Origin of the sequence: Ohtaekwangia koreensis (assembly GCF_900167975.1) — a bacterium.
GTDB lineage: Bacteria > Bacteroidota > Bacteroidia > Cytophagales > Cyclobacteriaceae > Ohtaekwangia > Ohtaekwangia koreensis.
Genome location: NZ_FUZU01000001.1, coordinates 1,670,980 through 1,685,239 on the forward strand (window position 1 = coordinate 1,670,980; position 14,260 = coordinate 1,685,239).

General features: G+C 41.8%; 5 protein-coding genes. 4 read left to right on the plus strand and 1 reads right to left on the minus strand.

The annotated features are described in order from the left end of the window. The first annotated feature begins 1 nt into the window (after position 1). The 4 genes from B5Y40_RS07105 (at position 2) to B5Y40_RS07120 (ending at position 9,590) form a co-directional block, all read left to right on the plus strand. On the plus strand, positions 2 to 1,780 hold the full coding sequence (locus B5Y40_RS07105) for a response regulator (RefSeq protein ID WP_079685982.1): 1,779 nt from the start codon (positions 2 to 4) through the stop codon (positions 1,778 to 1,780). A gap of 30 nt (positions 1,781 to 1,810) precedes the next feature. Next, complete coding sequence (locus B5Y40_RS07110; protein ID WP_079685983.1) at positions 1,811 to 6,073, plus strand: hybrid sensor histidine kinase/response regulator; 4,263 nt, start codon at positions 1,811 to 1,813, stop codon at positions 6,071 to 6,073. A gap of 253 nt (positions 6,074 to 6,326) precedes the next feature. After that, positions 6,327 to 8,120, plus strand: coding sequence for a hypothetical protein (locus B5Y40_RS07115; RefSeq protein ID WP_079685984.1), 1,794 nt, complete (start codon positions 6,327 to 6,329; stop codon positions 8,118 to 8,120). A 57-nt stretch (positions 8,121 to 8,177) separates the two neighbouring features. Then, a complete protein-coding gene (locus B5Y40_RS07120) occupies positions 8,178 to 9,590 on the plus strand; it encodes a T9SS type A sorting domain-containing protein (RefSeq protein WP_079685985.1) in 1,413 nt (470 codons plus the stop codon). Positions 9,591 to 9,654: 64 nt separating this feature from the next. Here the strand turns inward: B5Y40_RS07120 and B5Y40_RS07125 are convergent, their stop codons facing one another. Beyond that, on the minus strand, positions 9,655 to 13,887 hold the full coding sequence (locus B5Y40_RS07125) for a hybrid sensor histidine kinase/response regulator (protein WP_079685986.1): 4,233 nt from the start codon (positions 13,885 to 13,887) through the stop codon (positions 9,655 to 9,657). Between the last annotated feature and the right edge of the window lie 373 nt (positions 13,888 to 14,260).

A 14,260-nucleotide genomic window follows, 5' to 3' on the forward strand; every position in this document is an offset into this window, starting at 1 on the left:
CATGGTATATATATTCTCTGCAGCATCGTCATCGGCAATTTTTGTCCTGGCTCCATTATGGGTAGAGCTCACTATATTGGCAGGTTTGATCATCGTGCTGTTGATTTTCTTTGGCGTACGCCTGAATAAGATAAAACATGAAAAAGCGGAACTGCAACGCCAGGTAATTGAGAAAGCAGAACTTTTATTATATGCAGGAAAGAGAGAACAAAAAGCTCTTGAAGAAACTGCAGAAGTAGAGCGCGCCAAGAAAGTTTTACTCGGGCGAATTAACCATGAGATACGCACGCCAATGAATGGTATTATGGGCATGGTCTCGTTATTATCTGAAACTTCGTTAACCAACGAACAGAAAGATTTTAACGATACGATTCGTAACTGTGGTGAAAGCCTTCTTACCGTTATCAATGATATATTGTTGAGCGATATACTGGCGCACGCGAAAGTAGAATCAAATGCGGCCGAGTTGGAACAGAAAGATTTTGACTTGCGAAATTCCATTGAAGAGGTGTTCGATATTTTTGCAAGCCATGCAGCGCAAAAAGATATAGAGCTCATATACCAGGTAGATCATCGTATACCTTCGCAGATCATTGGCGACAGTACGCGCTTGAGACAAGTACTAACCAACCTCGTAGAGAACTCCATAAAGTTTACCAAACAAGGTGAGATCCTGGTTGAGGTATGGATCCGGAGCGAGAACGCAAATGGAACCATGGACCTTGGTTTTGAAATACGCGATTCAGGTATAGGTATACCAGCCAAAGACCTTGCGTTTTTAACAAATACAATTTCGCAATCCGGAGCGCAGCAATCCGGTATAGGGCTGTTCTTGTGCAATCGTCTTGTTGGCATGATGGGTGGTATATTTACAATTGAGAGTTGGGAAGACGAGGGGACAGTTGTTAAATTTAATATACCGGTTAATGCAGGTTCGCATATGTTGCGAAGCAACCCGGATATGGTGGGGGTTGAAGGAAAACGAATTCTGATTGTAGAAGACAACGTAACACAGCGTAATGTATTGAAAGATGAAGTAGCGTATTGGAAACTGATTCCAATCGTAGCCGATTCCGGAAAACAGGCGATGGAAATACTTTCACATGGACCAGATATAGACCTTGTGCTTGCAGAAATGCAAATGCCGGAGATGAACGGAATGGAATTGTCACAGACGATTCGCCACCTTTATCCGATGTTGCCAATTATATTGATGAGTACCAGTGGTGATGAAACCAGCAAAAAACATCCGGAGATTTTTAGTTCCGTGGTAAGCAAACCTATACGATTCAATAATCTAAGTCAGCGTATACTCAGTGCGTTGTTGAACAGAGGGGAGAGCTACACGGTAGATACTGCCCCTGCTAAACCAAAATTATCAACAGAATTTTCGAAGAAGTATCCGTTACGCATTTTGATAGCAGAAGATAACCGCATGAACCAAAAACTGGCAATGCGTATTCTCGGAAAACTGGGCTACGATCCGGACATCGCGGAGAACGGTAAAGAGGTATTGGAAGAAGTGAGTAAGAGGATTTATGATGTGATCCTGATGGATGTTCAGATGCCTGAGATGGATGGACTTGAAGCGACTCGCATGATTCGCGTTTGTCTGGATACTCAGCCCGTCATTATTGCTATGACTGCGAACGCAATGCAGGGTGATCGTGAAGAGTGTTTGAAAAATGGTATGGATGACTATATCAGTAAACCAGTAAACCTGGAAGATCTCGTGATCATATTGGAGAAGTGGGCGTTGCAGGTAAAAGTCAAACAGTAAAACTTCAGAAAATATTTTAATACCCCCCGCATGCGTGTTTACTGTATCTTATTTTTTATACTGCTGACTATAGATTCCTATACACAGGGTCTTAGTTTCAGACACATTGGTAAACGTGATGGGCTTTCGCATAGCAATACCGTATGTATGCTTGAAGACAGCCGCGGGTTTATGTGGTTTGGTACCAGTGATGGGTTGAATAAGTTTGATGGATACTCATTCAGGATATTCCGCAATAACCCTAAAGATGAAAATTCGATCAGCAATAACTTTATCAATAGTATAATTGAGGATTCAAAGGGCGCATTGTGGATTGCTACTTTAGGCGGTGGTTTAAGCCGCTATAATCGGGAGAAGGAAAAGTTTACACACTTTAAGCACGATCCTAAAAATCCCAATTCAATTTCCAGTAACGAAGTGGTCAGTGTTATGATTGATCACGAAGGACTTTTATGGATCGGTACCGAGGAAGGGATGGATGTATATAATGAGGCCGACAATACATTCACGCACTATATACATGACAAGAATAATCCCAGAAGTATAAGTGATAATTCCATTAATCACATATTTGAAGACCACGAGCAGAATATCTGGATTGCTACTTTGAATGGGTTGAATCTTTTTGAACCGAAGAGCAAGACATTCGCTCGCTTTACACACGATGATAGCGATCCTAAATCAATCAGCGGCAATTATACCAAGGTAATTTTTGAAGATGATGAGAAACAACTTTGGATTGGAACCTGGGGCGCAGGATTAAACAAGTTTAACCCTCGCACGAAGGAGTTTAAACGTTTTGGAATGGAAGACGGTCTTGCCAATAATTTTGTAATGGCAATTGAGGGAGATCCGGACGGCAATTTATGGGTAGGTACCGAGAACGGAGGATTAAATGTACTATACAAAAACGCCAACTCATTTTTAACTTATAATCATGATGATATAGACCCTGCCAGCATCAGTATAAACTCGATATGGTCTATATATAGGGATTCAAAAAATAACATGTGGGTGGGTACATTTTCTGCCGGCATTAATCTTTTAATGCGTGATGGAAGTCGATTCCAACACTTTCGCCATACTTCGTCACCCGGAAGCCTGAGTAATAACAAGGTTCTTCATTTGTTTGAAGATTCAAAAAATAACCTGTGGGTCGGAACAGATGGAGGCGGGGTAAATTTATACGATAACAAAACCGGAAACTTTAAACATTTTTATCATGAGAAAGGTAACCCCGCCAGTATATGTGGTGATTATGTTTTGAACGTTCATGAGGACAGGCAAGGAAATTTTTGGTTCGGAACATGGGCGGATGGTGTTACATTATATAATCCGAAGAAGAATACATATAAACACTTTAAAAATGATCCGAAAGATCCAGGGAGTATAAGTTCTAATAATGCGTGGGCTTTTTACCAGGATAAGTATGATAATATCTGGATTGGAACTTTTAATGGAGGACTTAATCTCTTTAATCCAAAAGATAGCTCCTTTACTCATTATGTTCATGACGATGAAAATCCGAATAGTATCAGCGGAAATAAAGTATACCTGGTATATGAGGATAGTCACGAAAATTTATGGGTTGGTACACAAGGCAATGGTCTTAATATTTTTAATCGTACTACGAAGAAGTTCACACGCTTTCAACACCAGGACGGAGTCAATAGCATTAGTAACAATGCTATAAATCAGATGCATGAAGATAAGAAAGGTAATCTTTGGATCGGTACAATGTCGGGCCTGAATTACTACGATATTCAAAGTAAAACATTCAAAGTATACCACACGAGAGATGGTCTTCCCAGTGATGCCATCTATGGAATGCTTGAGGACTCCAGCGCAAACTTGTGGATTGCGACAAACAATGGCTTATCTAAATTCAATCCGAAAACAGGGAAATTTAAAAACTTTGGCGCTGCGGATGGTTTACAATGCACAGAGTTTAAACAGAGTGCTTTTCTGCAAAGCCGTTCAGGTGCTATGTACTTCGGAGGGGAAAATGGATTTATTAAATTTTTTCCGGATAGTATAAAGTATAAGAATTTTCAGGTGCCGATTGTTCTCACTGATTTTCAATTATTCAACGCACCGGTTGCTATAGCAGACAGCGCAAATGGTAAATCTCCCCTTATAAAAAGCATTTCGGAAACAAAAGAGATCACGCTGTCGCATACTAATTCCGTAATTTCATTTGAGTTTGCCGCATTGTACTATGCTGATAGCGAGCGTAAGTTATATACTTACATGCTCGAAGGGTTTGATAAAGAGTGGAGCAACGAACGTGCCCGGCGAAGCGTGACCTATACCAATCTGGATCCGGGAGAGTATATATTTAAAGTGAAGGGACGTGACCGTGAGGGAAACTGGGCTACGGAAACCCTTAGTTTAAAACTTGTTATTACACCGCCCTTCTGGCGGACCTGGTGGTTTATAGCGAGTGCTGTGTTCTTTGTGATCGGCGGGAGTATATTTCTATACCATGTACGTGTAAATTCAATCGAAGCACAGAAAGCAGCTTTGGAAAAGGAAGTGCGCGAACGCACTGCTGAAGCGATCGAGCGAAAAGAAACACTCGAGGCCCAGACAGAAGATATGCAAACCCTGAACGAACAGTTGCAGGAGCAGACCATGTTTCTTCAATCCATCAATGAAGAGATTCACCAGCAGCGTGAGGAAGCAGAAGCAGCACGTCAGGAAGCTGAACGCGCGAACCAGGCGAAGAGTATATTTCTGGCCACGATGAGCCACGAAATCCGAACGCCTATGAATGGTGTGTTGGGTATGGCGTCACTGCTGGCGGAGACAACCCTTACTCCCGAGCAGCAAGAATATACCAATACAATCCGGGGAAGCGGGGAAGCATTGCTTACGGTTATCAATGACATTCTTGACTTTTCAAAAATAGAATCCGGTAACCTCGAACTCGAAAATCACAGCTTCGATCTGCGTCAATGTATAGAAGAAGTGATGGATGTATTTTCAGGGAAGGCAACACAGAAAGGTTTAGATCTGCTCTACCAGATTGATCATACTATACCTACTATGATCATTGGTGATAGCCACCGCTTGCGTCAAATCCTTCTTAACCTGATTGGCAATGCCATGAAATTTACGCACCAGGGTGAAATTTTTATAGGGGTCGATTTGCAGAAAACAGAAGGCGATGATCTGGAACTTTCCTTTCGCGTACGCGATACAGGTATAGGTATACCATCGGATAAACTTTCGCGGTTGTTCAAAGCTTTCTCTCAGGTAGACTCATCGACTACACGCAAGTATGGAGGAACAGGTCTTGGCCTCGTGATCAGCCAACGTTTGGTGGAATTGATGGGCGGTGTTATTCAGGTGGAAAGTGAAGCTGGATCTGGAACTACGTTCAGCTTTACAATCAAAGGTGCGGTAAGTCATGAGCCGGGTATACAGTACGATTTTGTAAACGTCATTAGCAATGAAGGCAAGAAAGTGTTAATCGTGGATGATAATACAACGAACCTCACCATTCTGAAAAAACAACTGATGTTATGGAAGTTAATTCCAACGCTGGCTTCATCCGGGGCGGCAGCACTGGATATACTTTCGCAGGACGCATCGTTCGATTTGATTATAACCGACATGCAGATGCCCGATATGGATGGTGTTCAGGTAACGCGCCTTATTAAAGCAAGTTATCCTGCTATTCCTGTTATACTGTTGAGTTCGGTTGGTGATGAAAGTAAAAAACAGAATGCCGAATTGTTTTCAACAGTATTGAATAAGCCAGTGAAGCAACTTCCCTTAAGCAAGGCCATTCAAGCTGCGCTTCGCCCGGTTGAAAATATAGTAAAAGAAGAAGATGCTAAACCGAAGCAATTACTGTCGGAAGAGTTCGCGAATAAATATCCACTTCGCATTCTGGTAGCAGAAGATAATCCAGTCAATCAAAAATTAACCACACGAATTCTTAATAAGCTGGGCTATCAGCAAATAGAAATAGCACAAAACGGATTGGAAGCGATTGAAAAATTCGATGATCAATTCTTCGATATGATTTTGATGGATGTGCAAATGCCGGAGATGGATGGATTGGAAGCAACACGAATGATTCGGTTAAAGCGATATCATCAGCCCGTAATTATTTCCATGACGGCCAATGCTATGCAAGGTGATCGCGATGAGTGTATGAAAGCAGGCATGGACGATTATGTTAGTAAACCGGTGAAAATTGAAGCGCTTGTAGCAGTGCTTGAAAAATGGGCGTTGCATACGCACAATCAAACACCTGAAGATCGCTACTCAAGTAATCTATAAGTATATATTGCTTTAACTATAGAAGGTATATAGTGTGGATTTTTTGCCACTATTTTTTTATCTGCATTGTGCTTTAGTATAGCGATGTCATTGAGTTTCAGTATATAATGATGTTGCGTGTTGTAACTTCTGTTTAGAGTATAACCATTTTATGGTTTATTAAAATCAGCATTTTCCTGATTTTTTAACAGGTATATGTTATCACCTTTGGTAATATATACATCTTAATTCATAGCCAACTAAAGATATCCTTATGGTAAAAAGATTTTTACTTTTTATTTATCTGTTGATTCATTTAATTGTTAGTGTAAGTGCCCAGGTTAAAATCGGGGACAATCCCACTACGATCAATGCGAATTCATTGCTTGAGTTGGAAAGTACAAATAAAGGTTTACTACCACCGAGGATAATTTTAAACGATGTAAATTCTGTATCTCCGCTTACAGGTGCAGTTCCTGCCGGTATGCTTGTTTATAGTAGTGGCGGTACACTTGCCGATGGCTACTATTACTGGGACGGGACTAAATGGGTAGCATTCATTGCCGTAGGGGAACCGAGTATAACTTCGAAGACTACCACCACCACCGTGGCAAAGAGTGAAACATTTGTCGTGGCCAGCAATGATATTACGCTTACACTTCCGGCTATTACAGCTGCCGATGATGGACTGTCCATCACTATAAAAAATATAGGTACCTATACGGATGAAGTCGATGTTGTGCCGAGCGGTTCCTCCACCATTGAAGGAAGCAGTATATCCAAGCATTTTCGGTGGATAGGGAAGACCTATATCGCTGTGAATGGTAACTGGATCATAAAAGGGAATGAAGAGCGTGATGATAATGTATTTGACGTAACGCCATCCGGAAGCTGGACTACCCTTGAGGAAGTTCTGGGATTTCTTGATTTGCACATGGTGGGGCCTTCCGTAGTGAAGCTGGTAGGTGGAGACTATCCTATATCCAGTACACAAGTAATTGATTTACCCTATCCGCTTACTATACAAGGAAGCTCATACGGCACATCCTATCTTACGGCAGCTTCTGGGTTGGGGGGCTCTCCGATGTTTAGTTGTGTATCGGAAAGTTATTTTAAAATGCTCGCCTTTGATGCCACCACCTTGGGAGGATATGGTTCAAGCGCGGGAGATGATGCCATACAATTGGTTACAAGTGGAGAATATAGTGAGGTGAAGGACTGCACCTTCGATGGTTTTAACAGAGCTATAGCAGCGTTAAGCAACATTGAACTCTGGGTTTTTGAGGTAGATATAACCAATGCCGTTGGATCCGGTATAGAATTGGCTGCGGGTGCTACCAGTGGGGTTTCTTTTAAAATTTCTGAAACAGATTTTATCAACTGTGCCAAAGGTATAAATTTCTTATCAGGTTCGGGTGCGATTACATCTGTATTGAACTGTGGTTTCTATAATGCTTCAGGAGGTATAGGGATCAATTATGCGCCTGCTACATTTACTTCGCTTGCCAGTATGTTTATCACCAATAACACCTGGAATAATATAGGCACATTTATGAGTGGATTTGATTTTTCGCGATCGGATGGAAGAGACGCCAACGTTTTTATTCGTAACAATTCAGGTGGGCCTGATCAGAATCCGCATTGCAGGATCGGTGTGAACAACAGCAGTGCTACCACATCGATTGTAACGGCTGGTACATGGTATAAGGCTAACTGGACTGCCGGTACGCAAACCTCCACCACTACCAAATGGACCATTGCCACGAATAGAATAACCTATCAGCCTGTTAATAAGAGTGAAGGATGGGCCATTATTTCAGGAAATATTAGTGTTCCCAGTAACAACAGAACCATATCGATCGCGATCGTTAAGAATGGTGTGACGACAACACGGTTTGGTGAAACAGATTTACGCCTTACGACAGCCAATGATCCGTATCAATTTGCAACAACCATTTATTTAACAGATATAGCACCAGGTGACTATTTTGAATTATACTGTACTTCCGCAAACAGCGGTGAAACGACAACATTTCGCGATCTACAGTGGTTTACAGAAACAAAGTAATGTTTTCGTAACGAATTACCCTTAGCGAAAATTGAGCGATATAAACCCTATAGCATCATGAAAAAGTTAGCAGTATATAGTGTGTTGCTTTTGAATTTTTTCTTTGTGCACGCACAAGATCAATTTACCAACTCCGGTAGTATACATGTGTTCTCAACTTCCTCGATAACATTTTTTGGTAACTTTGTTAATAACGGAGTCTTTACCGATGATGGAGGCGTCACCTTTAAAGGCTCAGCCAGCCAGGCTATATCCGGAACATCTATTACAACATTTTATAACCTTACCGGAAATAATGCAGCCGGCGTAACCATGCAGCAAAATGCTATCGTGGAGAATGCGCTGATTCTTACCAGTGGTCCTTTACATCTAAGCTCGACTACGCTTACCATAAGCAATAGTGCATCGACTGCAGTATCCCGAACCTCCGGATATATAGTGAGTGAACAGGTGAATAACTCCAGTAAATTAAGATGGAATATAGGCGCCAATACCAGTGCACATGTTTTTCCTTTCGGTACAGCATCAGGAGTATATATACCACTTACCTTAACAAATACGGCAGGGGACATAGGCAACGTAACCATTTCCACTTATACTACAGCGGCAAATAATACACCGTATCCTACAACACCCGTTGCTGTTACAGATATGAATCGTAATGGAGCTGATAATAGTGCCAACGTGGTGGACCGCTTCTGGCAAATTGATAAAGACGGTGTTAGTGGAACCGCCACTGTACGCTTCGAGGTATCGGCTGCTGAGGCGGGTACAATAACACAATTGCGGGCGCAGCGGTGGAACTCTGCGACGAATGTATGGGAGGCGCCAATTGCAGGACAAACCAGTACAGCAACAAGTGCAACAGTATCTGGTGTTACTTCATTTTCTCCCTGGACCTTATCAGGCAACAACGCTCCGTTGCCCGTGGAGTTGCTAACCTTCACAGCAAAGGTTAACGAGGATGATAATGTTGACCTTTACTGGGAAACGGCATCGGAAATTAACAACGATTATTTTGCTATACTCCGAAGCGAGGATGGAAATACATTCTCTGAGATTGCAAGAATTGATGGAGCCGGTAACAGTCAAAGTATAGTGAAATATAGACATGTCGATACAGATCCGTTAGTAGGCCGTTCATACTATAGACTGAAGCAAACTGATTTTGATGGTGTTTATAAACTCTCGGATATCCGAACAGTAGAGGTTGATGGAAAGTTGAAGTTGATTGCATCTCCTAATCCCGTTACAGATAATGCCTTTACACTTGACTTTCACACGCGGCTTGAAAGCCTAACCTTTATTTCGCTTTATGATCGTACCGGCAAGATAATTTATTCACACATCGTGCAACCTGGAGTAAGCAAACATGAAGTGAATTTATCTGCGAATCCAACCACAGGAGTATATTTGCTCCGTGCGGTCAATGGGCAGGCTACATTTCAGCAGACGGTAATGATCGAGTGATATATATTTAAACTGATGCTAAGGCAAGGAATATCGATATATACCCGACAAGCTTTAGCAGGATCTATACTCGTTTCGTTTCTTCCATAATAGAAGCCCATTTTTCAATAGTCTTCATAAGTTCGTCCAGGTTTACAGGTTTACTGATATAGTCATTCATGCCGGCTTGTATACACTGTTCGCGGTCGCCCTGCATAGCATTAGCCGTCATGGCAATAATAATAGGTTGCTTTCCGGAAAGTGAGCGAATTTTCTGTGTAGTTTCCAAACCATCCATTTCCGGCATCTGTACATCCATCAGGATCAGCGTGTGCTGCGCGTTGATGAAAGCATGTAATGCTTCGCGTCCGTTCGCAGCTACATCGGGTTTATATCCCAGCTTGTTCAATACGCGTGTGGCCAATTTTTGATTGACAGGATTATCTTCCGCGATCAGGATATGAAGCGGGTGCAATACTGCAAAGTCTTCACTAAGCTTTTGTTTCACGGGCTCTTCGCGAACAGATGATGCTGAATGCTTACGAAGATCCATGAGTATATGTTTGCAGAGCATAGCTTGCTTTACTGGCTTTGTTAGTATTGACGAAAATATAGACGAGAATTCTTCATTACGATCAACGCCGATCGAGCTCAGTAACATGATCGGTATATCCGGGTAATGTTGATGGATCAGTCTGCCCAGTTGCAAGCCGTCCATCTCTTGCATTTGCATATCCGTTACCACCAGGTCGAATCGCGGATTCCGTGATAATATTTCCAATGCATGTTTAGCAGAATGAGCAAGTGAAGGTTCTGCCTTCCACAGCTCCAGTTGATTTTTAAGAATGAGACGATTGGTAGCGTTATCATCTATGACCAATATTTTTTTCTGGCCAAGCGAGGCTATATCATAATGTATATAGGTCTCTTCCGGTTTGTCGCTTAACCTTGTTTTAATGGTAAAGAAAAAAGTGGTGCCTTTTCCCACGGTGCTCTCGATCCAGATACGGCCTCCCATTAATTCAACAAGTTTCTCAGATATAGCAAGACCCAGCCCGGTACCTCCATATTTACGGGTAGTGGAAGCATCTACTTGTGAGAATGCTTTAAAGAGACGATTCAATTTATCTTCGGGTATACCAATACCACTGTCGCGCACGTCTATTTGCAATTCATATTTGTCGTCTACCTTGTTCAGCAAGTGAACGCTTACAAATATTTCTCCGTGTTGTGTAAACTTGATAGCATTACCCACAAGGTTTAATAATATTTGTCGCAGGCGCAAGCTATCACCAACAATCTGATTCGGAACATCATTGTCCAATTGATAGATCAAGTCCAGGCCAAGGTCTGCAGCTTTACCGGCAAACAGGTCAAGTACATCTTCAACGCAGCTTCGCAGGTTAAAATCTTTTTCTTCCAGCTCCATCTTTCCGGATTCGATCTTTGAGAAATCAAGTATATCATTGATCACACCTAACAAACTTTCTCCAGAAGTCCGGATGATTTCAATATACTCCCGTTGCTCGGGCGTAAGCGGAGTTTCTCCCAATAAAGAAGCCATACCAATTACACCGTTCATAGGCGTTCGGATCTCATGGCTCATCGTAGCCAAAAATATACTCTTCGCCTGGTTCGCACGCTCTGCTTCGAGACGCGCGGCTTCGGCTTCTTCACGTTGCTGCTGGATTTCATCATTGATGGATTGTAGAAAATCCGTTTGTGACTGAAGCTGCTCGTTCAGTGTCTGCATATTTTCAGCTTGCGCTTCCAACGCTTCTTTTTGTTCGATCGCTTCAGCCGTGTGCCATTTTACTAATCTTTCAAGCTCTATCTTTTTATTGTCAATAGCGCGGATTCGGATTCTGATAAAAAGAAATATAGCACCAGCAATAAGAAGTACACCCAATAGCTTGAACCACCACGTAAGCCAGAATGGTGGTGTAATAATGATTGCAATGCTCGTACCTTGTTCATTCCAAAGCCCATCATTGTTTGATCCCTTTACATGAAATATATACCTACCCGGATCGAGGTTAGTATAGGTGGCAGTTCGTTTATTGCCAACGTAGTTCCATTCTTTATCGAAGCCATCGAGCTTATAAGCGTATTGATTTTTTTCCGGTAATGTATAATTGAGTGCGGCAAATTCCAGGGTGAAAACGGATTGATCGTGCGACAGTGTAATCTCCTTTGCCACATGGATATGCTCGTGAAGAATAGAGTCATTATTGTGAATGGAAATCGACTTGTTAAAGATTTGAAAACCTGTAAAGTATATAGGCGGAACAAAGGTATTGTCTTTGAGACTGTCGGGATAAAATGCGTTAAGGCCATTCGGTCCACCGAAGAACATTTCTCCATCGCTTGCTTTATAGCATGCATGTGATTTGAACTCGCTTCCTTGCAGGCCATCAGCACTGCTATAGTTTCGTATATATCTGGTCTTGGGGTCGAATTTGGAAATTCCTTTGTTAGAACTGATCCATAGATTTCCATGCTGATCTTCCAGCAGACTTCGTATCATATCATTCGGGAGACCATCGCGTTCCGTATAGGATGTGAAACTTTGTGTCTCCGGATGATATAGGCTTAAACCTCCTGCAGTGCCGAACCATAAATTTCCTGAATGATCTTTTAGGATTGTCTCTACAACATCATGCGCCAGACTCGTGGAGTCCGATTTGTTATTCGTAAAATGTGTGATCTTTCTGGTTGCCTTGTTAAGCCGGTTCAATCCAGAGTTTGTGCCAACCCACAAATTGCCATCCTTGTCTTCCCCGATACAATGAATAAAATTATCCGTGAGACCGTCCTGGTTATGCGCCTTTTGCTGATACCATGTAAACTCTTTTTTATCCGGATGATATATACCAACACCGCCACCCCAACTGCCAATCCATAAGGTTGAATCACGGTCTTTATATACGATGGTGTTAGAAGTTGCCGAAAGACTATTGGGATTGCCTTCTTCGGGCATATGATGTGTAAATTTTCCGGTGTGAGTATTGAAGAGATCGAAGCCTCCCCGGTGATAGCTGAGGGCTAATATACCGGGCATGGCTTCAACCACTGATAGTATATAATCGCTGGCCGGACTATTGGTATTCTGTGGATCATGACGATAATGTGAAACGGCCTTTGTTTTCCGGTTTATACGATTAAGTCCGCCACCATCGGTGCCAATCCACAGGTTGCCTTTGATGTCACACGTAACAGATAATACAATGTTATTGCTGAGACTGTTCTTTTGGTTCGGTAGTTGTTTGTACAGATCAAACTTCTTTCCATATCGTGCAATGAAATTTATACCACCGGACCATGTACCCACCCACATGTTTCCGATGTCATCTTTATACAAGCTATAGATCGAATTGTTACTCAGGCTGGTTTCATCGAAAAGATCATAGCGGTACGTTGTAAACGTAAAGTTTTTTTTATCTAAAATACTGATGCCACCATTTTCGGTGCCGATCCATAACCTCCCCGAGTTGTCTTCGGCAAAGGAGAGTATATCATTATAGCCGATGGTAGTAGCGTCTGCAGGGTCATGCTTGAAGTTTGTGAAGTAATTAAACCCCGGATTAAACAAAGATATACCACCCCCTTGTGATCCTGCCCATACATCTCCCTTCGAGTCCGTGTATACACTTTTTATCCAGTTTGCGCCAATACTGTTCATATCCTTTGGATTATGCATATAGCGTTCGAATTTTGCCTGATCGGGATCAAACCGGTTAAGTCCTTCTTTTGTGGCGATCCAAAGGTTACCTTTTAAGTCTTGCGTGATGCGGTAGATATAGTTGTTGCTCAGGCTGTGCGGATCCTGCTCATCATGCTGATAGAGTTTGAAATTTCCGTTGCTTTTGTCAAAACGATATAGCCCTTCCGTTGTACCAAGCCAAATGATTTTATTTTTATCCAATAGTATATCCCGCACCGAGAGCGTTGCAGTAGAAGGACTAAAGCGCGTAAATATATCTTTGCTGCGATCAAATTTGTCAAGCCCGCTTCCTGTGGCGACCCACATTGTATTATTTTCATCTTCGATGATATCAAATACATAATTATTGCTGATCGTAGTAGCAATCGAAGGATCATGCCGATAGGTTGAAAAAGTATAACCATCATATTTGTTAATACCTTCATCGGTAGCAAACCACATAAATCCCTTATGATCTTTCAGGATTGCGTTGACGTGATCTTGTGAGAGACCATGCGATGTATTCAGGTGTGTAAACGTGAGTTTCTGGTTTTGAGAGAATCCAACTTTGTAAATCAACAAAAGACATATCCATACAAAATAACGATAACTCATAAACACGCTTGTTTAGCGGAAGAATATTTAAAACACTGAGCAACCCTGAGTTGTCAGGCATGATGAATCTTTTTTCTCATGCCCGTATGAAGTATTTTGGCATCGCTACCCAATACCCTATACTGTTCCTAATATACAAACTATTGCTGTTGGAATAAATCTATTAACCATGATAATTGGTTCTTTAACAGCAGACCAATCTCGTTTTTTCGTTAAGTGGTGATGAACAGGTAAAGTGGGTAATTATGTCCTCTTTTTCATTTGCACAACCTCCTGTTTTCGGCCGTAGAAATTATTAAAAAATCATCTATAATAGTGTAGTAAGTTCTATGGACTTGAAAACACAACCTTTAAAAAAGAAATAGTATGGAGT

Coding starts and splice junctions, on each gene's coding strand:
- B5Y40_RS07115 (WP_079685984.1), top strand. CDS start 6,327: ATGGTAAAAAGATTTTTACTTTTTATTTATCTGTTGATTCATTTAATT.
- B5Y40_RS07120 (WP_079685985.1), top strand. CDS start 8,178: ATGAAAAAGTTAGCAGTATATAGTGTGTTGCTTTTGAATTTTTTCTTT.
- B5Y40_RS07110 (WP_079685983.1), top strand. CDS start 1,811: ATGCGTGTTTACTGTATCTTATTTTTTATACTGCTGACTATAGATTCC.
- B5Y40_RS07125 (WP_079685986.1), bottom strand. CDS start 13,887: ATGAGTTATCGTTATTTTGTATGGATATGTCTTTTGTTGATTTACAAA.
- B5Y40_RS07105 (WP_079685982.1), top strand. CDS start 2: ATGGTATATATATTCTCTGCAGCATCGTCATCGGCAATTTTTGTCCTG.